Consider the following 24,761-nt stretch of genomic DNA (forward strand, 5'->3'; position numbering starts at 1 on the left):
GCGGACTTCGTTTTTGCTCGACACCGATTTCTCAACATATCCTTCCAAATAGTAGGCTTCAAGAATCGATTGCATGAGTATCCAGACCGATAATTTCACCGAACAACGCATCATCGCGCCGACGCCGTCCTCGCCCAACGAGGAGGCGATCGAGCGGGCGCTGCGGCCCAAGCATCTGGACGAGTACGTCGGCCAGAGCAAGATCCGCGACCAGTTGGAGATCTTCATCGCGGCGGCGCGCAACCGGGGCGAGGCGCTCGACCACACCCTGCTGTTCGGTCCGCCCGGCCTGGGCAAGACCACCCTGGCCAACATCATCGCCCGCGAGATGGGCGTCAACCTGCGCCAGACCTCCGGCCCGGTGCTGGAGCGTCCCGGTGATTTGGCGGCCATCCTGACCAACCTGGAAGCCAACGACGTGCTGTTCATCGACGAGATCCACCGCCTGTCGCCGGTGGTCGAGGAGATTCTGTACCCGGCGCTGGAGGACTACCAGATCGACATCATGATCGGCGAGGGGCCGGCGGCCCGCTCGGTCAAGCTGGACCTGCAACCGTTCACCCTGGTCGGCGCCACCACCCGCGCCGGCATGCTGACCAACCCGCTGCGCGACCGCTTCGGCATCGTCGCCCGGCTGGAGTTCTACACCGCGCCCGAGCTGACCAAGATCGTCACGCGCAGCGCCGCGCTGCTGAAGGCCAACATCGAGCCGGACGGCGCCGTCGAGATCGCCCGCCGCGCGCGCGGCACGCCGCGCATCGCCAACCGCCTGCTGCGCCGCGTGCGCGACTATGCCGAGGTCAAGGGCAACGGCGACATCACCAAGGCCGTCGCCGACGCCGCCCTGGTGATGCTCGACGTCGACACGGTCGGCTTCGACGTGATGGACCGCAAGCTGCTCGAGGCGGTGCTGTTCAAGTTCGGCGGCGGCCCGGTCGGCGTCGGCAACCTGGCGGCGGCCATCGGCGAGGCGGCCGACACCATCGAGGACGTGCTCGAGCCGTATTTGATCCAGCAGGGTTTCCTGCAACGCACGCCGCGCGGCCGGGTGGCCACGCCGGCCGCCTACCTGCACTTCGGCGTCACGCCGCCCCGGGTCGGCCCGAACGGCGAGCTGTGGGAGTCATGATGCAGATCTGGGTGGACGCCGACGCCTGTCCGGCCGTGGTCAAGGAGATTTTGTACCGCGTCGCCGAGCGCACGCAGTTGCAGCTGACCCTGGTGGCCAACCAGTTGCTGCGCGTGCCGCCGTCGCGCTTCATCCGTTCGGTGCAGGTGCCGTCCGGCGCCGACGTGGCCGACCAGGAGATCGTGCGCCTGCTGACGGCCGGCGACCTGGTCGTCACCGGCGATATCCCGCTGGCCTCGGACGTGCTGAAGAAGGGCGGCTTCGCGCTCAACCCGCGCGGCGAGTTCTACACCAACGACAACATCGCGCAGATGCTGACCATGCGCGCCTTCATGGACGAGCTGCGCGGCAGCGGCGTCGACACCGGCGGCCCGGCCGCCTACAGCCAGTCCGACCGGCAGAGCTTCGCCAACAGCCTGGACCGTCACCTGCGCAAGCAGATCAAGTAAACGGCGATAAAAAACGCCGCCGGCAGCAAGCTGTCCGGCGGCGTTTTTCGTGGAGGAGGGTGGCGCTTATTCCTGCCGCACCCAGGTCTGCGATCGCCCCAGCATCGGAATGCCGATGTAGCCGCGCACGTTGAGTTTCTTGCCGCCGTCGGCCAGGTTCATCTTGCTCTTGTAGACCTTGCCGTTGTCCGGATCGAGGATCTCGCCGCCGGTGTACTCGCTGCCATCCTTCTTCAGCCCCGACATGATGACCAGGCCGAGCACCGGCGCGTCCTTGCGGGCGCCCTCGCACTTGTCGCACTTCGGATTTTGATCCTCGTTGGGGGCGCGGAACAGTTTTTCGATCTGGCCCTGCAGCGCACCGTTGCTCTCGGTGATGCGGATCAGCGCCTTCGGCTTGCCGGAGACGTCGTCGATGTTCTTCCACAGGCCGACCGGGCTGGCCTCGTCGGCCCACACCGGCGCCGCCAGCAGGGACGCGGCGATGGTGCCGGCGATGATTGCTACTTGTTTGATTGAGCGCATTTTGTTGTCTCCAAAGGTTTAGTTTTTATGCGAGGTCAAGTTTAGCAAACTGTCATCGCTTGTGAGCGTCCGCCGGCAAAATATTTGACCACTCGTGCTATTTCCTGTCCGGGACGTAAAAAAACCGGCCAGCGGCCGGTTTTTTGTTGCAAAGCAAAGACTTAGGCGACAGGCAGCTTGGCGAACTGCTCGCGCATCTTCTCCACCGTGGCGCCGAAGTTGGCGACCCGTTCCTTCTCCTGGGCCACCACCTCGACCGGCGCGCGGGCGACGAAGCTCTCGTTGGACAGCTTGCCGTTGGCCTTGGCGATCTCGCCTTCGAGGCGGGCGATCTCCTTGGACAGGCGCTCGCGCTCGGCCTTGACGTCGATCTCCACCTTCAGCATCAGCTTGGTGGTGCCGACGATGGAGACGGCGGCCGGCGATTCCGGCAGGGCGTCGACGATGTTGACCTCGGCCAGCTTGCCGAGCGACTGCACGTAGGGCGCGAACAGCTCCAACGCGGCGCGGTCGGCGGCGTCGCGCGCCTCGACGATCAGCGGCACGCGCAGCGACGGCGACAACTGCATCTCGCCGCGCAGGTTGCGGGTGGCGTCGGTCAGCGCCTTCAACTGCTGCATCCAGGCTTCGGCGGCCTCGTCGATCTTCGCGGTGTTGGCGATCGGGTAGGGCTGCATCATGATCGAATCGCCGGCCGGGTTCAGCGTCTTGCCGGCCAGCGGGGCGACGGTCTGCCACAGCGCTTCGGTGACGAAGGGAATGATCGGATGGGCCAGGCGCAGCACCACTTCCAGCACGCGCAGCAGGGTGTGGCGGGTGGCTTGTTGCTGGCCTTCCGTGCCGTGTTGCACTTGCACCTTGGCCACTTCCAGATACCAGTCGCAGTACTCGTCCCAGACGAACTTGTAGATGGTGCTGGCGATGTTGTCGAAGCGGAAGTCCTCGAAGCCCTTGGCGACGTCCAGCTCGGCCTTTTGCAGCAGCGAGATGATCCACTTGTCGGCCATCGACAGGTCCGCCTCGCTGGGCGAGCAGTCCTTGCCCTCGGTGTTCATCAGCACAAAGCGGGTGGCGTTCCACATCTTGTTGCAGAAGTTGCGGTAGCCTTCGCAGCGGCCCAGGTCGAAGTTGATGTTGCGGCCCAGCGAGGCGTAGCTGGCCATGGTGAAGCGCACCGCGTCGCTGCCATAGGCGGCGATACCGTTGGGGAATTCCTTGCGCGTCGCCTTGGCGATCTTCTCGGCGTCGCGCGGGTTCATCAGGCCGGTGGTGCGTTTGACGATCAGCCCCTCCAAGTCGATGCCGTCGATCAGGTCGATCGGGTCGAGCGTGTTGCCCTTCGACTTGGACATCTTCTGTCCCGTCGAATCGCGCACCAGGCCGTGCACATACACCGTGTTAAATGGCACTTTTCCCGTGAAGTGGGCGGTCATCATCACCATCCGGGCGACCCAGAAGAAGATGATGTCGAAGCCGGTGACCAGCACCGACGACGGCAGGAAGGCCTTGATGTCCGGCGTTTCCTCCGGCCAGCCCATGGTCGAGAAGGGGATCAGCGCCGACGAGAACCAGGTGTCGAGCACGTCGGCGTCGCGCCGCAGCATGCCGGTGCTGCCGGCGGCGTGGGCCTTGGCGCGCGCCTCTTCCTCGGTCTTGGCGACGAAGATGTTGCCCTTCTCGTCGTACCAGGCCGGGATCTGGTGGCCCCACCACAGTTGGCGCGAGATGCACCAGTCCTGGATGTTGTTGAGCCACTGGTTGTAGGTGGTGCTCCAGTTTTCCGGCACGAACTTGATCTCGCCGTTGGCGACCTTGTCGAGCGCCGTCTCGGCGATCGATTTGCCGGGGAAGAAGGTGCCTTCCGGCGCCGGCTTGCTCATCGCCACGAACCACTGGTCGGTCAGCATCGGCTCGATGACGACGCCGGTGCGGTCGCCGCGCGGCACCATCAGCTTGTGCGGCTTGACCTGCTCGAGCAGGCCGAGCGCGTCGAGGTCGGCGACGATCTGCTTGCGCGCGGCGAAGCGGTCCATGCCGCGGTAGGCGGCCGGCGCCTCGTCGCTGATCTTGGCGTCCAGCGTCAGGATGATCGGCATGTCGAGGTTGTGGCGCTGGCCGACGGCGTAGTCGTTCATGTCGTGGGCCGGGGTGATCTTCACGCAGCCGGTGCCGAATTCCTTGTCGACGTACTCGTCGGCGATGATCGGGATCTCGCGCTGCGACAGCGGCAGCTTGAGCATCTGGCCGACCAGCGACTGGTAGCGCTCGTCGGTCGGGTCGACCGCCACGGCGGTGTCGCCCAGCATGGTTTCCGGACGGGTGGTGGCCACCGTCAGGAAGCCGCTGCCGTCGGCCAGTGGGTACTTGATGTACCACATCGAGCCGTCTTCCTCTTCCGACACCACTTCCAGGTCGGAGACGGCGGTGCCCAGCACCGGGTCCCAGTTGACCAGGCGCTTGCCGCGGTAGATCAGGCCCTGCTCGTGCAGGCGCACGAAGACGTCGGTGACGACCTTCGAGCGGGTCTCGTCCATGGTGAAGTATTCGCGCTTCCAGTCCGGCGAGGTGCCCATGCGGCGCATCTGGCCGGTGATGGTGGAGCCGGATTTCTCTTTCCACTCCCAGACTTTTTCGACGAATTTTTCGCGGCCCAAATCATGGCGCGAGATCTTCTGCGCGTCCAGCTGGCGCTCGACGACGATCTGCGTGGCGATGCCGGCGTGGTCGGTGCCGGGAACCCAGGCGGTGTTGTGGCCGAGCATGCGGTGGTAGCGGGTCAGGCCGTCCATCACCGTCTGGTTGAAGGCGTGGCCCATGTGCAGCGTGCCGGTGACGTTCGGTGGCGGCAGCTGGATGCTGAAGGAAGGTTTGCCGGCGTCGAGGGTGGCGGCGAAGTAACCGCGCTGTTCCCACTCGCTGCGCCAGAATTGTTCAATGTCGGCAGGCTCGAAAGACTTGGCTAATTCCATGATTTGGCTTGTAAATTTGCGAAAACAATCATTATAGATGACGCGGCAAGCCGTGCGTGGCGGCGGAGCCGTCGACGCCGAATTTTCGCCGCTCCCGGGACACATTCCCCGACCGTCCGTGCGCCGCCGTCCGGCGGTGATCTTGTCGCATGTTAATAAAAGTATAAATTTACACCAATATACCTTTCCACTATGAAATAATGTTGTCTATTTTTTAAAATGGGAATTGACGTGGCAAATATAGACATCAAGTTATCGCAGAATGTGCTCAATACCGACAACCCGCTCAAGACCAACCCGGCCGGAAACAATGGCTCGCTTGGCGCGGTCTTTGACAGCATTGCCGTGGTCGGCCACAACGTCAACAACCAGCACACCTACTACTCCTCCTGGAGTTTCCTGGGATCCACGCTGCGCCTCAATTTTTCCGATGGCGCCTACCGCATCTACACCGGCGTGGTGCGGACCGATCCTTATGCGCAAAGCGGCACGGCGACGGTGACCGGAGCCGAGTTCCACCAGGATGGGCTGGTCAGCCTTGCCAGCTCGGGCCGCGTCACGCTGGACTACCAGATCGTCAACAACTCGTTGAGCATTTCTGGTGGACAGGGGACGACCAGCGCCGGCAAGCTCGCCACCTTGTTGCCGAGTTATTCGCCATCCTACGATGCGATCAGGGGTAATGTGAGCATCGGCTACGAGGGGGCGCTGTATCAAGATCGTGCAGGCAACACCAGCGGTAGTGTTGCCAAAGTGAGCGCGGCAGCGGACAAGTTCATCCTGTCGTCGGTCATCGAGGGCGACTTCCACTTGTCCGGCAACCTAGTCGATATCGGCAACGGCCTGGGCCACGCCAGCGTGACTGGCAATCTCAGCCGATACGCGACCGACTACCGGGATGGCAGCCATTTGTATATCAACGATATTTCAACCTATCTCGGCGCAGGCCAGGTACTCGACAGGAGCCTGCTATTGGATGCCAGCCGTTTCGGCGGCGACGACACCATCGCCCTCAACTTGCCTGGCAATTTGAGTGAGGACTTCACTATGGCAGCCGGCGCCGGCAGGGACCAGGTCACGCTCACGGGCGGCGGTGGCCGACTCAATCTGGACGCCGGTGCCGGCAACGACAGCGTTGCCATTGTGTCGGACCACCACCGTGTCGATGGCGGCAGCGGCGTCGACACGGTGCGCTACGCCGGCAGTCGGGCCCAATATCAGGTGGGGCAGGACAGCGCCCAGCTCAACGTGACGACCAATGGTGCCGCCGGCGTCGACCTGTTGACCAATGTGGAGCGTGTGCAGTTCGCCGACAAGGCTGTGGCTTTCGATATCGCGGGCAACAGCGGCCAAGCCTACCGCGCCTACCAGGCCGCCTTCGACCGCAAACCCGATACTGGAGGGTTGAGCTATTGGATCTCGGTGCTCGACGCCGGCCATACGCTGCGCGAGGTGGCCGACGCCTTCGTGCACTCCGGTGAGTTCAATTCCTTGTACGGCAGCAATGTCAACGACCGCGACTTCCTGCTCAAACTGTACAGCAATGTGTTGCACCGCGCGCCGGATCAGGGCGGCTTCGATTTCTGGTTAAGCACCTTCGGCCAGGGCAATACCCGCGCCGATGTCTTGGCCTTCTTCAGCGAAAGCCCGGAAAACCAAGCTCAGGTGATCGGCGCAATTCAACATGGCATCGAGTACACGCCGATCATCTAAACCGGGAGCGATCGGCCTACTTGTTCAAAAGCGTGATTTTTTCCTCTATTTGTCGATTTATGCAACTTTTTTGACTGGGGCGCGGCAACGGAATACTGTTGGCCGCCCGGAGTTCAATGGATGACAAGGAGATGGACATGACCCCACGCCTCATCGCCGTACTGCTGGCCGGCCTGTTGGCCGGCGCCGGCGGCCACGCCGCCGCGCAGTCGAACATGCAGTCAAACCTGCAGTCGAACACGCAGCCAAACCTGCAGTCGAACAAGATCTGGATCACCGTCGGCGACGCCGCCTACGGCCAGTTGCAAAAGATCGCGCCGCAGGCGATCGCCCGCGAGAGCCGCGCCACGCAGACCCAGGCGGCGCCCGGCCAGCGCGCCGGCGCCGAGCGCGTCCACCTGGTCGAGGTCGACGAGCGGCAGATGCTCGCCCTGTCGGCTGCTGTGCACAAGGAGCTGCGCCGCTGCGGCGGCTTCATGTACCACCCCAGCGAGGCGGCCGGCCTGTCCGCGCTGAGCCCGCCGTTGAAGACCTCCTTGCTGGCCACGCCCCGGCCGTCCTACGTGATCGACCAGCAGAGCGTGGTCAACCCGATGCTGGCGCAAATGCAGGCGAGCAACATCGGCCAGACCATCGTCGACCTGTCGGCCTTCGCCAACCGCTACTACACCACCAACAACGGCGTCAACGCCTCGGACTGGCTCAAGCAGCGCTGGAGCAGCATCGCCGCCGGCCGCAGCGACATCACGGTGAGCCAGTTCAGCCATGCCTCCTACCCGCAGAAATCGGTGATCCTGACCATCGCCGGCAGCGACAACGGCAGCGAAGTGGTGGTGCTGGGCGGCCACCTCGACTCGATCAACCAGAACGGCACCGGCGAGACCACGCGCGCGCCCGGCGCCGACGACGACGCCTCCGGCGTGGCCAGCCTGACCGAGGTGCTGCGCGCGATGGTGGCGGCCGGCTACCATCCGCGCCGCACCATCAAGCTGATCGGCTACGCCGCCGAGGAGGTCGGCCTGCGCGGCTCGCAGGACATCGCCCTGAACCACAAGAACAACAACGTCAAGGTGGTCGGCGTGATGCAGCTCGACATGACCAACTACAAGGGTTCGCCCTACGACATCTACATGTTCACCGACTACACCGACAGCGCGCAGAACGACTTCGTCGTCAAGCTGATCGGCACCTACCTGCCGACCTTGAAGATAGGCTACGACCAGTGCGGCTACGCCTGCTCCGACCACGCCTCGTGGACGGCGCAGGGCTACTGGAGCTCGATGCCCTTCGAGACCACGCTGGGCCAGGACAACCCCTACATCCACACCGCCAACGACACCTACGCCAACTCCGGCAACCAGGCCGACCACGCCCTCAAGTTCGCCCGCATGGCGCTGGCCTACGCCGTCGAGCTGGGCAGCGACGGCGCCGGCGTGACGCCGCCGGGCGACCGCACGGAGACCTTCAGCGGCAGCCTGAGCAAGGGGCAGAAGAAGAACTACGGCCCGTTCAAGGTGGCGGCCGGCGGCAGCTTCGCCGCCAGCCTGAGCGGCAGCGGCGACACCGACCTGTACCTGCGCAAGGGCAGCGCGCCCACCACCAGCAGCTACGACTGCAAGTCGGACGGCCCGACCAGCAGCGAGAGTTGCACGCTCGCCGTCAACGCCAACGGCGACCTGTACGTGCTGCTCAACGGCTACAGCGCGTCGAGCTACACCTTGACCTTGACCTACCGGCCGCAATAGGCCGCCTCCCATCCAGGTCGGCAAGGAAATCTTGCCGGGACGGCCAAGATAGCGGCCGTCCTTTTTTCGCCTTCTTTCCCTCGCCCCGCACTTTCGCAAGCAAGGCTCGCCGCCCACCTGATTTCTTGGAGATGCCGGCCCCGGCTGCTATAATGTTGCCTGAAAACACTTTTTCGCGCAGGCACCCGCCATCCACGGCGGCCGGTCGGCGCGCGATTCCAGGCCCAGCCCTCCGCCCCGGCTCCTCCTGCTTGGCCCGACCACAGCGGCCATCCACACGAGAGAACAACATGAAACTCAGCACCCGTATACTTCTTCTTTGCGCCGCCACTTTGTTCGGCATTGTCTGCATCGCCACTGTCTCGCTGTTCAGCCTGCGCGCGACGATGATGCAGGAGCGCAGCGCGCAACTGGGCAACCTGGTCGAGCTGGCCAACGCCGCCGTCGAGAAGGCCTACGCGCAGGAACAGTCCGGCAAGATGAGCCGCGAGGACGCGCAACGCCTGGCGGTGCAGACCCTGAGCAGCTTCCACAAGGACGAGATGTACTACTTCGTGCGCGAGGCCACCTCCGAGGTGCTGATCGCCCACCCGGACGCCAAGCGCATCGGCAAGGTGCAGACCAAGGAAAGCGGCGACGGCTACCGCAACGCGCTGGCCCGCGGCCGCATCGGCATCGTCGAGCAGGAGGGCACCCGTCCCGGCGTCAAGGAGAAGGTCGCCAAGATGTACGCGGTGATCAAGTTCCCGGCGTGGAACTGGCTGATCGGCACCGGCACCTACATCGACGACATCAACGAGCGCTTCTGGAAGCAGGCCACCATCCTGCTCGGCCTGGGCCTGGCCCTGATGGTGGTGGTCGGCGGCCTGGCCTGGCACATGCTGCGCCGCATCCTCGGCCAGCTCGGCGGCGAGCCGGACTACGCCGTCGGCATCGTCGGCCAGATCGCCCAGGGCGACCTGACCACGCCGATCACGCTGGCGCCGGCCGACAAGTCCAGCCTGTTGTTCGCCATCCTGGCGATGCGCGACAAGCTGGCGCACATCGTCAGCCAGGTGCGCAGCGACGCCAACGCCATCTCCACCGCCTCCGGCGAGATCTCGGCCGGCAACCACGATCTGTCGGCGCGCACCGAGCAGCAGGCCGGCGCGCTGGAGGAGACCGCCTCGACCATGGAAGAGATGACCTCGACCGTGCGGCAGAACGCCGACAACGCGCGCCAGGCCAACCAGCTGGCGATCTCCGCCTCGGAGGTGGCGACCCAGGCCGGCCGTGCGGTCGGCCAGGTGGTCGAGACCATGGGCGCGATCAACGAGGCGTCCAAGCAGATCAGCGACATCATCAGCGTGATCGACGGCATCGCCTTCCAGACCAACATTCTGGCGCTCAACGCCGCCGTCGAGGCGGCCCGTGCCGGCGAGCAGGGCAGGGGCTTCGCCGTGGTCGCCTCCGAGGTGCGCAACCTGGCGCAGCGCTCGGCCGGCGCGGCCAAGGAGATCAAGGAACTGATCAACAGCTCGGCCGAGAAGGTCGCCGCCGGCGAGCGCCTGGTCGAGGCCACCGGCAGCACCATGGACAAGGTGGTCGACAGCGTGCGCCGGGTCACCGACATCGTCGCCGAGATCAGCTCGGCCAGCCAGGAGCAGAGTTCGGGCATCGACCAGATCAACGACGCCATCGCCGAGATGGACAACATGACGCAGCAGAACGCCGCGCTGGTGGAGGAGGCCGCCGCCGCCGCCCAGTCGATGAACGAGCAGGCCGCCGGCCTGGCGCAGATCGTCAGCCTGTTCAAGGTCTGACGGCGCGCGCCGCCTGCCTGTTGTATCGATGGCGCGAGGCGATCGAATCGTTGCGTGGACGGAAGGCGCGCACTAGACTGGATGGCGGGTCGGACTAGTCACATTCGGAGGCAATATGATGCGATCGACAATCAGCCGCGTCCTGGCGGGTGCCCTACTGTTGGGCGGCGTGGCGGGCCAGGCGGCGGCGCAGTTGGAGAACCTGCCCGGCGCCGTGGACGCCTTGCGCGGCCGCCATTGGCACGGCGGCGAGTGCTGCGGCTGGACCTGGGACTGGGTGCAACAGTCCGGCCCCACCTTCAGCGGCTCGTTCAGCAACCCCAACGGCGAAAAACTGCAGGAAGCGAACATTGTCATCAGCATCAATGGCGACAATGTGCGCATCACGCGCGGCAACGGCGCCTGCGTCTACACTGGCAAGATCCATGTGGGCGGCGCGAGCGGAACCTACACCTGCGGCGGCCGGCCGGCCGGACCCTGGGCCGCCACCATCTACCAGACCGCGCCGACGCGCTAGCCGCGCCGGGCCGGGCCGCCGCCGCGCCGAATTCGCACATGGCGCTTGGCGCCGGCGCCGCCCGATGTATAATTGCCACCGCTGCCGCAAGGCGGCACACGCTAGGGGTCCTGGCCGTCGCATCGCGGCGGCTGGGTGAGAAATACCCTCCGAACCTGATCTGGATAATGCCAGCGAAGGGAAGCTTAGGATTTTGCCGCCGGGTCATCCACGCCATTCGACCCCGCGCCGGCGCCGTCCAACCCTCCTTTGCTGGCTCCTGTAGCCAACCAAGGAGCCAAATGAACGCCAATCCGAAATTCCTCTCCGCCACCGCCGTGGTCGACCAAGCCGCCATCGCGCCGCTGCCCAACTCGCGCAAGATCTACGTGCAGGGCAGCCGTCCCGACATCCGCGTGCCGATGCGCGAAATCAGTCAGTCCGACACGCCGGCCTCATTCGGTTTCGAGGCCAACCCGCCGGTCTACGTCTACGACACCTCCGGCCCCTACACCGACCCGGACGCGGTGATCGACATCCGCTCCGGCCTGGCCGCCACGCCGCGCCTGCCGTGGATCCTGGAGCGCGGCGACACCGAGGAGCTGGCCGGCCCGAGCTCCGAATACGGCCAGGCCCGCCTGGCCGACCCGGCGCTGGCCGAGCTGCGCTTCAACCTGCACCGCCTGCCGCGCCGCGCCAAGGCGGGCGCCAACGTCACCCAGATGCACTACGCGCGCCGGGGCATCGTCACGCCGGAGATGGAGTTCGTCGCCATCCGCGAGAACATGCGCCGCAAGGAGTACCTGGAGAACCTGAAGGGCTCCGGGCCGATGGGCCAGCGCCTGGCCGACCTGATGGGCCGCCAGCACCCGGGCCAGAACTACGGCGCCAGCATCCCGGCCGAGATCACGCCGGAGTTCGTGCGCGAGGAGATCGCCCGTGGCCGCGCCATCATCCCGGCCAACATCAACCACCCGGAGATCGAGCCGATGATCATCGGCCGCAACTTCCTCGTCAAGATCAACGCCAACATCGGCAACTCGGCCGTCACCTCGTCGATCGGCGAGGAGGTCGAGAAGATGACTTGGGCGATCCGCTGGGGCGGCGACAACGTCATGGACCTGTCGACCGGCAAGCACATCCACGAAACGCGCGAATGGATCATCCGCAACAGCCCGGTGCCGATCGGCACCGTGCCGATCTACCAGGCGCTGGAGAAGGTCAACGGCAAGGCCGAGGACCTGACCTGGGAGATCTTCCGCGACACCCTGATCGAACAGGCCGAGCAGGGCGTCGACTACTTCACCATCCACGCCGGCGTGCTGCTGCGCTACGTGCCGATGACCGCCAAGCGGCTCACCGGCATCGTCTCGCGCGGCGGCTCGATCATGGCCAAGTGGTGCCTGGCGCACCACAAGGAATCCTTCCTGTACACGCACTTCAACGAGATCTGCGAAATCATGAAGGCCTACGACGTCTCCTTCTCGCTCGGCGACGGCCTGCGGCCCGGCTCGATCTACGACGCCAACGACGAGGCCCAGCTGGGCGAGCTGAAGACCCTGGGCGAGCTGACCCAGATCGCCTGGCAGCACGACGTGCAGGTGATGATCGAGGGCCCCGGCCACGTGCCGATGCAGCTGATCAAGGAGAACATGGACCTGCAGCTGGACCAGTGCGGCGAGGCGCCGTTCTACACCCTGGGACCTTTGACCACCGACATCGCGCCCGGCTACGACCACATCACCTCCGGCATCGGCGCTGCGCTGATCGGCTGGTACGGCACGGCCATGCTGTGTTACGTCACGCCGAAGGAGCACCTCGGCCTGCCGGACAAGAACGACGTCAAGGACGGCATCATCACCTACAAGATCGCGGCGCACGCGGCCGACCTGGCCAAGGGCCATCCGGGCGCGCAGATCCGCGACAACGCGCTGTCCAAGGCGCGCTTCGAGTTCCGCTGGGACGACCAGTTCAACCTCGGCCTGGACCCCGACAAGGCGCGCGAGTTCCACGACGAGACCCTGCCCAAGGACTCGGCCAAGGTGGCGCACTTCTGCTCGATGTGCGGGCCGCACTTCTGCTCGATGAAGATCACCCAAGAGGTGCGCGAGTACGCCGCCGCCAACGGCATGAGCGACGGCGCGGCGCTCGAGCAGGGCATGACGGTGAAGGCGATCGAGTTCGTCAAGAACGGCGCCGAGCTGTATCGGAAGTTGTGAGGCGGCGATGATTGCGATTGAACTCAACGGCGCGGCGCGCCAGGTGCCGGCACGGCACACGCTGGCCGCGCTGATCGACGAGCTTGAACTCAGTGGCCAGGCGCTGGCGCTGGCGGTCAACCGCAGCGTGGTGCCGCGCCAGCAATGGCCGCAGCGCGTGCTGCAGCCGCAGGACAAGGTCGAAATCGTGCGCGCCATCGGCGGCGGCTAAGCCCCAGGCCAAGGCAGGGGTCAGACCCCGTACGGGGTCTGACCCCTTAGTGCGGACGCCGGCGCTCCCGCAAACGCGCTGCGGGGTGCGCCGGCAAACCCATTCAGGAGAAACAACATGACACAAGCAAACCAAGACCTGCTGACCATCGCCGGCAAGAGCTACACCTCGCGCCTGCTGGTCGGCAGCGGCAAGTACAAGGACCTGGCGCAGACGCGCGAGGCGACCGACGCGGCCGGCGCCGAGATCATCACGGTGGCGATCCGCCGCGTCAACATCGGCCAGGACCCGAAGGCGCCCAGCCTGCTCGACGTGCTGCCGCCGTCGCAGTACACCATCCTGCCCAACACGGCCGGCTGCTACACCGCCAAGGACGCCGTCTACACCCTGCAGATGGCGCGCGAGCTGCTGGGCGGCCACAAGCTGGTCAAGCTGGAGGTGCTGGGCGACGAGAAGACCCTGTTCCCGCACATGCCGGAAACCCTGATCGCCGCCGAGGCGCTGGTGCGCGACGGCTTCGACGTGATGGTCTACTGCAGCGACGACCCGATCCAGGCCAAGCTGCTCGAGCAGATCGGCTGCGTCGCGGTGATGCCGCTGGCCTCGCTGATCGGCTCCGGCATGGGCATCCTCAACCCGTGGAACCTGTCGCTGATCATCGAGCAGGCCAAGGTGCCGGTGCTGGTCGACGCCGGCGTCGGCACCGCCTCGGACGCCGCCATCGCCATGGAGCTGGGCTGCGACGGCGTGCTGATGAACACCGCCATCGCCGGCGCGCGCGACCCGGTGCGCATGGCGCGCGCCATGCGCCTGGGCGTGCAGGCCGGCCGCGAGGCCTTCCTCGCCGGCCGCATCGACAAGCGCTTCGCCGCCTCGCCGTCGTCGCCGATGGCGGGCCGGCTGGCATGAGCATGGCCGACGGCGCCGGGCGCGGCGAACGGCGCGGCGGCGAGCGCCGCGCCGCCGTGCTGGTGTTCGCCGGCGTCGACCCGTCCGGCGGCGCCGGCCTGGCGGCCGACCTGCAGGCCGTCGCCGCCCAGGGCGCCCACGCGCTGACGGTGGTGACGGCGCTGACGGCGCAGGACAACGACCGCGTCCACGCCGTCGAGCCGGTGGCGGCGGAACTGCTGCTGCGCCAGGCCGAGGCGCTGATCGGCAAGATCGCCATCGCCGCCGTCAAGATCGGCATCCCCGGCAGCGCCGCCAACGCGCGCGCCATCGCCGGCCTGATCGAACGGCTGCGCCGCCTGCAGCCGCAACTGCCGGTGGTGCTCGACCCGGTGCTGGCCAGCGGCCACGGCGACCTGCTGTCGCGCGACGACGCCGTGCTGGCGCTGGCGCCGCTGCTGCCGCTGGCCACGCTGCTCACGCCCAACGGCCCGGAGGCGCGCGCGCTGACCGGGCAGACCACGCCGGGCGCGCAGGCGGCGGCGCTGCGCGCGCGCGGCTGCGGCCACGTGCTGCTCACCGGCGGCCACGACGACGACGGCGACGTCGTCGTCAACCGCTGGTACGGCGCCGGCCGCGAGCAGCTGTGGCGCTGGCCGCGCCTGGCCGGCCAGTTCCACGGCAGCGGCTGCACGCTGGCCTCGGCCTGCGCCGGCCTGCTGGCCCAGGGCCTGACCATGGAGCGCGCGCTGCAACGCGCCCAGCAATACTGCCAGCACGCCCTGGCCGACGCCTACGCCATCGCCGACGGCCAGCGCATGCCGCGCCGCTGAGCCGCCACCCGCCACCCGCCACCATCCATCCGATACGATTGAGAGCACCATGAAAGCGATTCAACAAGGACTGTATCTGGTCACCCCCAACTGGGACGACACCGACAAGCTGCTGGCCGCCACGGAGCGGGCGCTGGGCGCCGGCGTCGCCCTGCTGCAGTACCGCCATAAGGACGCTGGCCCGGCGCTGCGCGAGCGGCAGGCGCGGGCGTTGCTGGCGCTGTGCCGGCGCCACGGCGTGCCGCTGGTGATCAACGATTACACCGAGCTGTGCCAGCAGATCGGCGCCGACGGCGTCCACGTCGGCGGCACCGACGCCGGCGTGGCCGCCGTGCGCGCCGCGCTGGGGCCTGACAAGATCGTCGGCGCCTCCTGCTACGGCGACCTGCCGCGCGCCGTCGCCGCCCAGGCGGCCGGCGCCAGCTACGTCGCCTTCGGCGGCTTCTACCCGTCGCGCGTCAAGCAGTACGAGGTGACCACGGCGCCGGCCATCGTCGCCCGGGCGGCGGCCAGCATCGCCGTGCCGGCCGTGGTGATCGGCGGCATGACGCCGGCCAACGCGGCGCCGCTGGTGGCGCTGGGCGCCGACCTGGTGGCCGCCATCAGCAGCGTCTACCTGGCCGACGAGCCGGCGCTGGCGGTCGGCCAGTTCAACGCCCTGTTCGCGGCGCGCAACACGGGCCGATAAAAGCGCCATGGCGAGCGATTCGGTCCTATAATGGGCTGTTGATATTCATATAAGATTATCCTGCCATGAGCGCACGCGCCGACACCAAACGCCTGATCTTGATCGTCGACGACGATCTGTTGCTGCTCGAGTTCCTCAGCGCCGTGTTGAGCCACGCCGGCCACGACACGGTGACGGCCGCCTCGGCCGAGGAGGCGCTGGCGGTGATCGCCGTGCGCGAGCCCGACCTGGCCCTGCTCGACATCCACATGCCCGGCATGTCCGGCATGGAGCTGGCCAAGCAGTTGCAGGCGGCCACCTCGGTGCCGTTCATGTTCCTCTCCGGCCGCGGCGACGCCGACCTGAGCAGGCAGGCCGCCGAGTACGGCGCCGTCGGCTTCCTGGTCAAGCCGGTCGACGAGAAGCAGCTGATGCCGGCCTTCCAGGCCGGCCTGGCGCGCGCCGACGAGATCCGCCAACTGCGCCGCACCGAGCTCAACCTGAACGCCGCGCTGGCCGCCGGGCGCGAGACCAGCCTGGCCGTCGGCCTGCTGATGTGCAAGTTCCAGACCGACCGCAACACCGCCTTCGAGGTGCTGCGCGACCACGCCCGCTCCAGCCGGCGCAAGGTCAACGAGGTGGCCGAGCAGCTGCTGGCCGCCGAGGAGACCCTGAACAGCCTGCACGCCGCCTTCAGCGGCCGGCTGAAAAAATAGGCCGGGCCGGCCGGCGCGCCGGGCCGTTGATACCAGTTCGCAACAGCTCTTGCCGTGGCGCTTGTATTGTCGGCGCCATGTTGTACACTAGAAAAACCAACAGCGCCAACGGCGCCAACAACGCGCATGACACGGCCACGATGCCGGCGCCGCGTGTATCGTCCAGGCCGCCTTTCTCCTGCGGCCGTGGCAACATCGTTCGGCCCAACTCCGCCGGCACCCATCCATGAACCAGTCGGTCGGCCGCGCCCAGCGCGGACGGCGCCGGGTTCCTGTCGCCAGCGGAGAGCAGATGATCAACGACCACCTAGCCCTATTCACCGATTGCGCCGAGGCGGCGGCACCGTTCGGCAGCGGCGTGTTGCTGCCGCATGCCGCGCCGCGCGTGCTGCACGTCGACGGCGACGGCGACGCCGCCCTGGTGCTGGCCACCCTGCTGGTGCCGGAGACCCGCGTCACCCACGTCGCCACGCTGGCCGAGGCGCGCCGCGCCATCGCCGCCGGCGGCTACGCCCTGGTGGTGCTCGACCCCGACCTGCCCGACGGCGACGGCGCCAGCCTGCTGGCCGCGCTCAACGGCCGGGCGGACGCACCGCCGGTGCTGCTGTACTCGGCGCGCCAGCCGGCCCGCGGCGCCACCGGCGCGGCGGCCTTCCTGCCCAAGCCGTGGACCTCGCCGCGCGAGTTGTGGCGCGCCGTCGCCGGGCTGCTGGCCGAGACCGCCCCGGCCGCCTGAACGAAAACTGTTTTCCTTGCCGGCGTCGCCTTGATATCATGGCGCTGCGCCGGCACGGGCGTCGTCCGCGCCGTACCGGTCCCCACCCACACACCGACAGGAAAACACATGAAAACCAAAGCAGCCATCGCCTGGAAGGCGGGCCAGCCGCTGACCATCGAGGAAGTCGAACTGGGCGGCCCGCGCGAGGGCGAGGTGCTGGTCGAGATCAAGGCCACCGGCATCTGCCACACCGACTACTACACCCTGTCCGGCGCCGACCCCGAGGGCATCTTCCCGGCCATCCTGGGCCACGAGGGCGCCGGCGTGGTGGTCGACGTCGGCCCCGGCGTCAAGTCGCTGAAGAAGGACGACCACGTCATCCCGCTGTACACGCCGGAATGCCGCCAGTGCAAATTCTGCCTGTCGCAAAAGACCAACCTGTGCCAGTCGATCCGCTCGACCCAGGGGCGCGGCCTGATGCCCGACGCCACCAGCCGCTTCTCCATCGACGGCAAGCCGATCTACCACTACATGGGCACCTCGACCTTCTCCAACTACATCGTGGTGCCGGAGATCGCGCTGGCCAAGATCCGCCAGGACGCGCCCTTCGACAAGGTTTGCTACATCGGCTGCGGCGTCACCACCGGCGTCGGCGCGGTGCTGTTTACCGCCAAGGTCGAGGCCGGCGCCAACGTGGTGGTGTTCGGTTTGGGCGGCATCGGCCTGAACGTGATCCAGGCCGCCAAGATGGTCGGCGCCGACAAGATCATCGGCGTCGACATCAATCCGGCGCGCCAGGCCATGGCGCGCAAGTTCGGCATGACCCATTTCGTCAACCCGAACGAGGTGGAGAACGTGGTCGACGCCATCGTCCAGCTGACCGACGGCGGCGCCGACTACAGCTTCGAGTGCATCGGCAACACCACCACCATGCGCCAGGCGCTCGAGTGCTGCCACAAGGGCTGGGGCCAGTCGATCGTCATCGGCGTGGCGGCGGCCGGGCAGGAGATCTCGACGCGGCCGTTCCAGCTGGTCACCGGCCGGGTCTGGAAGGGCTCGGCCTTCGGCGGCGCGCGCGGCCGCACCGACGTGCCGAAGATCGTCGACTGGTACATGGAAGGCAAGCTCAACATCGACGACCTGATCACCCACCGCCTGCCGCTCGAGCGCATCAACGAGGGCTTCGACCTGATGAAGAGCGGCGAATCGATCCGCTCCGTGGTCATCTACTAAGCCCCAAGCAGCCCCAACACTCGGGGTCAGTGCCGACATTCGGACATTTTTTCCTGGAAATGTCCGAATGTCGGCACTGACCCCGCTTTTGTTCGGCGGACTGTATAGAAGCACAGCGGTTTGACGCCGGGCCGGTATAATCACGGCATGCACAATCTCCTCCACAACCTCAATCCCGAACAACTCGCCGCCGTCACCCTGCCGGCCCAGAGCGCGCTGATCCTGGCCGGCGCCGGCTCCGGCAAGACCCGCGTGCTGACCACCCGCATCGCCTGGCTGATCCAGACCGGGCAGGTGTCGCCGGCCGGCGTGCTGGCGGTGACCTTCACCAACAAGGCCGCCAAGGAGATGATGACGCGTTTGTCGGCGATGTTGCCGATCAATACGCGCGGCATGTGGATCGGCACCTTCCACGGCCTGTGCAACCGCCTGCTGCGCACCCACTACCGCGACGCGGCGCTGCCGCAGACCTTCCAGATCCTCGATTCGCAGGACCAGTTGTCGGTGGTCAAGCGCCTGCTCAAGGCCAACAACATCGACGACGAGAAGTATCCGCCGAAGACGGTGGTGTACTTCATCAACAACGCCAAGGACCAGGGCCTGCGCGCCGACAAGGTCGAGGCCTACGACCCGATCGAACGCAAGATGGTCGAGCTGTACCAGCTGTACGACGACCAGTGCCAGCGCGAGGGCGTGGTCGACTTCGCCGAGCTGCTGCTGCGCACCTTCGAGCTGCTCAGCCGCAACCAGCCGCTGCGCGAGCACTACCAGCAGCGCTTCAAGCACATCCTGGTCGACGAGTTCCAGGACACCAACAACCTGCAGTACAACTGGCTCAAGCTGATGGCCGGCCACGGCGAGCGCCACGGCGGCGTGCTGTTCGCCGTCGGCGACGACGACCAGAGCATCTACGCCTTCCGGGGCGCCAACGTCGGCAACATGAGCGCCTTCGAGCGCGAGTTCCAGGTGCAGAACCTGATCAAGCTGGAGCAGAACTACCGCTCGCACGGCCACATCCTGGACTGCGCCAACCAGCTGATCGCCAACAACAGCAAGCGCCTAGGCAAGAACCTGCGCACCGACGCCGGCCACGGCGAGCCGGTGCGCATCTACGAGGCCAGCTCCGATTTGGCCGAGGCGCAGTGGATCATCGAGGAATCGAAGAGCCTCATCGCCGAGGGCGCCTCGCGCAGCGAGATCGCCGTGCTGTACCGCTCCAACGCGCAGTCGCGCGTGATCGAGCACGCGCTGTTTTCGGCCGGCATCCCCTACCACGTCTACGGTGGCCTGCGTTACTTCCAGCGCGCCGAGGTCAAGCACGCCATCGCCTATCTGCAGCTGATGGACAACCCGCACAACGACTCGGCCTTCCTGCGCGTGGTCAACTTTCCCACCCGCGGCATCGGCCTGCGCTCGATCGAGGCCTTGCAGGCGGCGGCCGACCAGTACGGCATTTCGCTGTACGCGGCGGTGCCGTATGTGGCCGGCAAGGCCGGCTCCTCGCTGGGCAACTTCGTCAAGCTGGTCGAGGGCGCCCGCTTCGAGACCCAGCAGATGCCGCTGCCGGAACTGGTGCGCGTGGTGCTCGAGGCCAGCGGCCTGCTGACCCACTACCAGACCGAAAAAGAGGGCGCCGACCGCATCGAGAACTTGGAACAGATGGTCAGCGCGGCCAGCCAGTTCGTCTCCGAGGAGGGCTTCGGCCAGGCCGCGCCGGCCCACCTGGGGCCACAGGCCCAGGCCCAGGCCGGCGCGGCCATCGTCAACGAGGACGGCATCGAGATCATCGACGCCGACGCCGCGCTGCCGACCGTGATGTCGCCGCTGTCGGCCTTCCTGTCGCACGCCTCGCTCGAGGCCGGCGACAACCAGGCCACCGTCGGCCAGGAGGCCGTGCAGATGATGACGGTGCACTCGGCCAAGGGGCTGGAGTTCAACAACGTCTTCATCACCGGCCTGGAGGAGGGCTTGTTCCCGCACGAGAGCAGCTCGCGCGAGGAGGGCGGCGTGGAGGAGGAGCGGCGCTTGATGTACGTGGCCATCACGCGGGCGCGCCAGCGCCTGTATATGTGCTTCGCCCAGACCCGCATGTTGCACGGCCAGACCCGCTACAACATGAAGTCGCGCTTCTTCGACGAGCTGCCGGAGGAGTCGCTGAAGTGGTTGTCGCCCAAGGTGCAGTCGCACTGGTCGGCCACCAGCCGCAAGTCGGCCTGGGACGAGGCGCCGCTGGTCGGCTCGGACAACGCCATCGCCCAGAAGCTGGCGCAGAAGTCGGTCAGCACCGGCGCCGGCTGGCGCATCGGCGAGTCGGTCGCGCACGGCAAGTTCGGCGAGGGGGTGATCGTCAACCTGGAGGGCAGCGGCAGCAACGCGCGGGCGCAGATCAACTTCGGCAGCCACGGCATGAAGGTGCTCGACCTGAGCATCGCCAAGTTGGACCGGCTGGGACGTTAGATTTTTTTTGGGGGGGGGGCTGTGCGCCCTCAATCGAGGCGCGGTGACGCAGAGAGTACCCCAGTGCAAACCCGGGGTCAGACCCCGTACGGGGTCTGACCCCATTTACGCCTGGGGTTTTGTTTGATGGCCCAGGGACGGCGCCGTGCCTACGGTTTGTCGGCCGGCACGGGCGCCGGCACGGCGTCCGCCTGCGGCGCGCCGAAGATCTGCCGGTAGCTGGCGTAGAAGGAGCAGTGCAGCATCACCGTCAGCATCACCGACATCGGCAGCATCACCATCATCGCCGCGTCGCTGCGGCCGAACACGATGATGACGATCTGGCTCAGCAGCACGCTGATGCCGAACCAACCCATGATGAACACGATGAAGGCCTTCAGCGCGCGCAGCACGGCGAAGAAGCTGAAGAAGATCGCCTTGCCCAGGCTCATCTTCTGCCAGTAGATCAGCGGCGCGGCGAAGCAGAAGGCCATCGCGCCGGGAATGTAGACCAGCATCGCCAGCAACACCGCGCCGGCCAGGTTGCTGTTCTTGGCGGCGGCCGGCTCGATCTGGCCGGTCAGCAGCTTGAAGAACACGCCGCCGTCGGCCAGCGCGGACACGCCCAGCGCCAGCGCGGCCATCGCCAGGTACAACAATCCCAGCGTGAACAGAACGGCGAACACCGGCTTGTGGAAGCCGATCAGCAGGCGCTTGGGCGAGATGCGCTTGCCCTGCTCGATGTCGTTGCAGGCCTGCATGAAGGCGATCGAGAACACCGGCACCAGGATCACCGGCAGCAGCTGGCCCAGCAGCGGCACGCTGCCGATCAGCAGCATGATGAACATATAGCCGAGGAACAGCGTCGACAGGCCGCCGGGTTGTTGGCGGAACAGGGCGAAACCCTGTTTGACCCAGTGCCAGCCGGTGTTGGCGGGGAGCTTGTCCATCAGAACAGCCCCGGCGCGGGCGTGGCGATGCGTTCGCGCAGGATGCGCTCGAAGTGCGCCGGATCGTGCGGCGTCAACATCTCGGCCTCGCGCGGCAGGTGCAGGTCGTACAGCCGCGACAGCCAGAAGCGCAGCGCGGCGGCGCGCAGCATCGGCTGCCAAGCGGTCTGCTCGGCGGCCGTGAACGGCCGCACGGCGTGGTAGGCGTCGAGCATGGCGCGCACGCGGCCGGTGTCGAGCACGCCGCTGGCCAGGTCGACGCACCAGTCGTTGACGGTGACGGCGACGTCGAACAGCCAGGTGTCGCAGCCGGCGAAGTAGAAGTCGAAGAAGCCGGTCAGGCGCTCGCCGTCGAACATCACGTTGTTGCGGAACAGGTCGGCGTGCACCGGGCCGCGTTGCAGCGCACGGTAGGTGTCGCAGCCGGCGAAGGCGTCCTGGAAGTGCATTTCGGCGCGCAACAGGTGGGCGTTGTCGTCCGACAGGAAGGGCAGCACCTGCGGCGTCGTCTCGTTCCACCAGTCCAGGCCGCGCAGATTGGGCTGCTGCAGCGGGAAGTCGCTGGCGGCCAGGTGCATTTTGGCCAGCATGGCGCCGACGGCGGCGCAATGGACCGGCTGCGGCGCCATCTGCGAGCTGCCTTCCAGCTTGCTGACGATGGACGCCGGCTTGCCGTGCAGCGCGACGATCAGCTCGCCGCGCTCGTTGGCCACCGGCGCCGGCACCAGCACGCCGCGCTCGGCCAGGTGGCGCATCAGGTTCAGGTAGAAGGGCAGCTGCTCGAAAGACAGGTTCTCGAAGATCGTCAGCACGTACTCGCCGTGCTCGGTGCTCAGGAAGAAGTTGCTGTTTTCAATGCCGGAGGCGATGCCTTTGAGGGCCAGCGCCTTGCCGAGGGGGAATTGCTTGATCCACTGGCTGACGTCATCCAGGTTGACCGGTGTAAAAACTGCCATGGGGAAGCGATTTTATAGGTTCGGTAAAAGGGCGCGCCGCAAGTTGCGGCGCGGCGGGGCAGGGGGGAGGGGGCTTACTTGGCCGCCGGCGGTGCCGACTCGTCGGCCGCGCCTTCCTCTTCCTTGGAGGTCTTCTTTTTCTTGCCGAGGTCAAACTCTTTCACGGTCCACATCGGGCCGCGATTGGCGCTGCCGGTGGCGTCGCCCGGCAGCGCGCTGCCGGCCGGATTGTTGGGCTTCAGCGTGTAGCTGCTTTTGCCGCTTTTGACCTTGACTTCGGTCACCCGGCCGCCCTCGCGTTTTTCGGTGATTTTCTTCTCCGGCGCCGGTTTGGCGTTGACCGTGATCGGGTCGTCGGCCACTTCTTCGATCTTCTCCAGCTTAGGCGGCGCGGCGCTCGGCGACTGGGCGTTGGCCGAGGCGGCCAGCGCGCTCAGGGACAGAAGGAGGACTTGCCAGAGTTTGGAGTTGCGCGTCATGGTGAGGAATCGCCTAAGTAAGAGCACTGCGGATATCTTGGTAGGGGCCATTGTAACAAACTGACACGCCGAGCTGTTTTAAATGCTCGTTTTTGGCCGCCGCATGGGGCCGCCTGCGACACTTGTTTGCCATTGTGTCAATTTTTATTGTTTTGGCATGACATGGGCGGGCCGTCCCGTTTGTGGTGACGCAAGCGGACGCACCGTTTTCTTGCCATCGGTCTCAATTAGCCTAGACTGATAGCTTGAATGAGACAGCCGAGGAGGGCCGCGTGAAAATCGTCGACGACAACGTTTATCTGATGAATGCGGCGGACCGCATCGAGCTGATCCGGCGCGGCGTGCCGGCGGCGCACTTGGCCGTGTTGTCCGTCAAAATGGGCATGCCAGAGGGGCGCTTGCTGGCGCTGCTGGGCATGTCGCGCGCCACGGTCAACCGCAAGGTGCGGGAAAATCAGCCTCTGGCACCGGATGAATCCGAGCGCGTGTTAGGGGTGGAATCACTGATCGGGCAGGTCGACGCCATGGTGCGGGAATCGGGCGAGCCGGCGGGTTTCGATCCTGCGAGATGGGTTGCCGGTTGGCTTGCCACGCCCGTGCCCGCGCTCAACGGGCGCACCCCGGCCAGCTACCTGGACACCATGGAGGGGCAGAAACTGCTTTCCGATCTGTTGGCAATGGCGCAAAGCGGCGCCTACGCATGACGGTCAGCGCATGGCGCATCGGGGGCGAGGCGCCGGGCTATTCGGCCAGCGACCTGAGCGGTGTCGGGGCGAAGCGTAGCGGCGGCAGGTGGAATGGCCGCCGCACGGCGATGGCCTACTGTTCTTCCAATATCGCGCTGGCCATGGTGGAAACCCTGAGCTTTGCACGTACGGGATCCATGCCATTCAACCGCTTCCTCGTAAGAATCGACATTCCCGACCTCGTTTGGGGCCGGCGTGAAGTCCTCGCACAGGTGCCGGGCGGCTGGGATGCGGTGCCGGCGGGCCGGGCTAGCATGGCGGCGGGAGATACCTGGGTATCCAGCCGGCGCTCGGCGCTGTTGCTGGTGCCGTCGGTCATCGTGCCGGAGGAGTTTAATATCTTGCTGAACCCAAGCCATGCCGATGCCGCCGCGATTGCGGCGACGACGGTGAGGCGCTGGGTGTACGATCCTCGATTCTTTTGATGCGTCCTACCCATCGGCCGTTTCTGTTTTTGTACAAAGGTTTTTGAACGATGAAAGTCATCCGCAGCAAGGAATTCACCGCCGGGCGCGCCTGGGGCGCCCTCGACATCGCCAACATGGACGGCACCACCGTGCGCCTGCACTGGACCGACCAGCCCTACAAATGGCATGTCAACGACGGCGAGGAAGTGTTCGCGGTGCTCGACGGCGTGGTCGACATGCATTACCGCGAGGCCGGCGTCGAGCGGGTGGTGGCGCTCTACACGGGCGACGTGTTTTTCGCCGGCGTCGGCTGCGAGCATGTCGCCCATCCGCGCGGCGCGGCGCGCATTCTGGTGGTCGAGCGCGAGGGCAGCGTCTAAGCCCGCTGCCGCCGGCAGCATCGCCGCAAACTCTGCGATAATGGCAGACACGCTATATTGCACGACACACCCGATTCCCCAGCGCCCGCCGCCC

At 66.4% G+C, this 24,761-nt stretch carries 23 protein-coding genes and 1 riboswitch; of the genes, 18 read left to right on the plus strand and 5 right to left on the minus strand.

Going from position 1 to position 24,761, the window contains the following annotated elements:
• Positions 1 to 73: 73 nt before the first annotated feature.
• Together ruvB and BM252_RS22595 are read left to right on the plus strand one after the other, a co-directional pair.
• Positions 74 to 1,129 carry a Holliday junction branch migration DNA helicase RuvB gene (gene ruvB / locus BM252_RS22590; RefSeq protein WP_093389936.1) on the plus strand — a complete coding sequence of 352 codons (1,056 nt, stop codon included), beginning with the start codon at positions 74 to 76 and terminating at the stop codon, positions 1,127 to 1,129.
• On the plus strand, positions 1,129 to 1,578 hold the full coding sequence (locus BM252_RS22595; protein WP_093389971.1) for a YaiI/YqxD family protein: 450 nt from the start codon (positions 1,129 to 1,131) through the stop codon (positions 1,576 to 1,578). Before ruvB ends, BM252_RS22595 begins: the two co-directional genes overlap by 1 nt.
• A 66-nt stretch (positions 1,579 to 1,644) precedes the next feature.
• Here the strand turns inward: BM252_RS22595 and BM252_RS22600 are convergent, their stop codons facing one another.
• Together BM252_RS22600 and BM252_RS22605 are read right to left on the minus strand one after the other, a co-directional pair.
• Positions 1,645 to 2,103 (minus strand): DUF2147 domain-containing protein, encoded by a 459-nt coding sequence (locus BM252_RS22600; protein ID WP_093389937.1) that lies wholly within the window; start codon positions 2,101 to 2,103, stop codon positions 1,645 to 1,647.
• A 161-nt stretch (positions 2,104 to 2,264) separates the two neighbouring features.
• A complete protein-coding gene (locus BM252_RS22605) occupies positions 2,265 to 5,072 on the minus strand; it encodes a valine--tRNA ligase (RefSeq protein ID WP_093389938.1) in 2,808 nt (935 codons plus the stop codon).
• Positions 5,073 to 5,303: 231 nt separating this feature from the next.
• Here BM252_RS22605 and BM252_RS22610 point away from each other — a divergent pair, with 231 nt between their 5' ends.
• From BM252_RS22610 to BM252_RS22670, 13 genes are all read left to right on the plus strand, one after another.
• Positions 5,304 to 6,785, plus strand: coding sequence for a DUF4214 domain-containing protein (locus BM252_RS22610; RefSeq protein ID WP_174900634.1), 1,482 nt, complete (start codon positions 5,304 to 5,306; stop codon positions 6,783 to 6,785).
• Between the two features lie 137 nt (positions 6,786 to 6,922).
• Entirely contained in the window at positions 6,923 to 8,530 is a 1,608-nt protein-coding gene (locus tag BM252_RS22615; RefSeq protein WP_093389972.1) for a M28 family metallopeptidase, read from the plus strand.
• A gap of 290 nt (positions 8,531 to 8,820) precedes the next feature.
• Positions 8,821 to 10,332: a methyl-accepting chemotaxis protein gene (locus BM252_RS22620; protein ID WP_093389940.1), complete on the plus strand. Its 1,512-nt coding sequence runs from the start codon at positions 8,821 to 8,823 to the stop codon at positions 10,330 to 10,332.
• A 115-nt stretch (positions 10,333 to 10,447) separates the two neighbouring features.
• Positions 10,448 to 10,849: a hypothetical protein gene (locus BM252_RS22625; RefSeq protein ID WP_139236671.1), complete on the plus strand. Its 402-nt coding sequence runs from the start codon at positions 10,448 to 10,450 to the stop codon at positions 10,847 to 10,849.
• A 93-nt stretch (positions 10,850 to 10,942) separates the two neighbouring features.
• A riboswitch (TPP riboswitch) is annotated at positions 10,943 to 11,048 on the plus strand.
• 82 nt (positions 11,049 to 11,130) lie between these two features.
• Positions 11,131 to 13,047: a phosphomethylpyrimidine synthase ThiC gene (gene thiC / locus BM252_RS22630; protein ID WP_093389942.1), complete on the plus strand. Its 1,917-nt coding sequence runs from the start codon at positions 11,131 to 11,133 to the stop codon at positions 13,045 to 13,047.
• Positions 13,048 to 13,054: 7 nt separating this feature from the next.
• Positions 13,055 to 13,258, plus strand: a complete 204-nt coding sequence (gene thiS / locus BM252_RS22635) for a sulfur carrier protein ThiS (protein WP_093389943.1) — start codon at positions 13,055 to 13,057, stop codon at positions 13,256 to 13,258.
• A gap of 117 nt (positions 13,259 to 13,375) precedes the next feature.
• Positions 13,376 to 14,167, plus strand: coding sequence for a thiazole synthase (locus BM252_RS22640; protein WP_093389944.1), 792 nt, complete (start codon positions 13,376 to 13,378; stop codon positions 14,165 to 14,167).
• On the plus strand, positions 14,164 to 14,979 hold the full coding sequence (gene thiD / locus BM252_RS22645; protein WP_245774390.1) for a bifunctional hydroxymethylpyrimidine kinase/phosphomethylpyrimidine kinase: 816 nt from the start codon (positions 14,164 to 14,166) through the stop codon (positions 14,977 to 14,979). Before BM252_RS22640 ends, thiD begins: the two co-directional genes overlap by 4 nt.
• A gap of 49 nt (positions 14,980 to 15,028) precedes the next feature.
• Positions 15,029 to 15,667, plus strand: a complete 639-nt coding sequence (gene thiE / locus BM252_RS22650; protein ID WP_093389946.1) for a thiamine phosphate synthase — start codon at positions 15,029 to 15,031, stop codon at positions 15,665 to 15,667.
• 65 nt (positions 15,668 to 15,732) lie between these two features.
• Complete coding sequence (locus BM252_RS22655; RefSeq protein WP_093389947.1) at positions 15,733 to 16,362, plus strand: ANTAR domain-containing response regulator; 630 nt, start codon at positions 15,733 to 15,735, stop codon at positions 16,360 to 16,362.
• Between the two features lie 226 nt (positions 16,363 to 16,588).
• Entirely contained in the window at positions 16,589 to 17,098 is a 510-nt protein-coding gene (locus BM252_RS22660; protein WP_174900635.1) for a response regulator, read from the plus strand.
• 108 nt (positions 17,099 to 17,206) lie between these two features.
• Positions 17,207 to 18,313: an S-(hydroxymethyl)glutathione dehydrogenase/class III alcohol dehydrogenase gene (locus tag BM252_RS22665; RefSeq protein WP_093389949.1), complete on the plus strand. Its 1,107-nt coding sequence runs from the start codon at positions 17,207 to 17,209 to the stop codon at positions 18,311 to 18,313.
• Positions 18,314 to 18,460: 147 nt separating this feature from the next.
• Entirely contained in the window at positions 18,461 to 20,770 is a 2,310-nt protein-coding gene (locus tag BM252_RS22670; RefSeq protein ID WP_093389950.1) for a UvrD-helicase domain-containing protein, read from the plus strand.
• Between the two features lie 149 nt (positions 20,771 to 20,919).
• On the opposite strand, the gene BM252_RS22675 is transcribed toward BM252_RS22670, so the two are convergent.
• From BM252_RS22675 to BM252_RS22685, 3 genes are all read right to left on the minus strand, one after another.
• Positions 20,920 to 21,699 (minus strand): BPSS1780 family membrane protein, encoded by a 780-nt coding sequence (locus BM252_RS22675; protein ID WP_093389951.1) that lies wholly within the window; start codon positions 21,697 to 21,699, stop codon positions 20,920 to 20,922.
• Entirely contained in the window at positions 21,699 to 22,655 is a 957-nt protein-coding gene (locus tag BM252_RS22680; RefSeq protein WP_093389952.1) for a homoserine kinase, read from the minus strand. Before BM252_RS22680 ends, BM252_RS22675 begins: the two co-directional genes overlap by 1 nt.
• A 74-nt stretch (positions 22,656 to 22,729) precedes the next feature.
• Positions 22,730 to 23,134, minus strand: coding sequence for a hypothetical protein (locus tag BM252_RS22685; protein ID WP_093389953.1), 405 nt, complete (start codon positions 23,132 to 23,134; stop codon positions 22,730 to 22,732).
• A gap of 272 nt (positions 23,135 to 23,406) precedes the next feature.
• Here BM252_RS22685 and BM252_RS22690 point away from each other — a divergent pair, with 272 nt between their 5' ends.
• From BM252_RS22690 to BM252_RS22700, 3 genes are read left to right on the plus strand one after another with little or no spacing between them, the layout of a single operon-like run.
• Complete coding sequence (locus tag BM252_RS22690; RefSeq protein ID WP_245774391.1) at positions 23,407 to 23,838, plus strand: antitoxin Xre-like helix-turn-helix domain-containing protein; 432 nt, start codon at positions 23,407 to 23,409, stop codon at positions 23,836 to 23,838.
• A complete protein-coding gene (locus BM252_RS22695; RefSeq protein WP_093389954.1) occupies positions 23,835 to 24,305 on the plus strand; it encodes an RES family NAD+ phosphorylase in 471 nt (156 codons plus the stop codon). Before BM252_RS22690 ends, BM252_RS22695 begins: the two co-directional genes overlap by 4 nt.
• A gap of 50 nt (positions 24,306 to 24,355) precedes the next feature.
• Positions 24,356 to 24,667, plus strand: coding sequence for a cupin domain-containing protein (locus BM252_RS22700; protein ID WP_093389955.1), 312 nt, complete (start codon positions 24,356 to 24,358; stop codon positions 24,665 to 24,667).
• The last annotated feature ends 94 nt before the right edge of the window (positions 24,668 to 24,761 follow it).

The organism is Rugamonas rubra (genome assembly GCF_900114705.1).
Taxonomy (GTDB): Bacteria; Pseudomonadota; Gammaproteobacteria; order Burkholderiales; family Burkholderiaceae_D; genus Rugamonas; species Rugamonas rubra.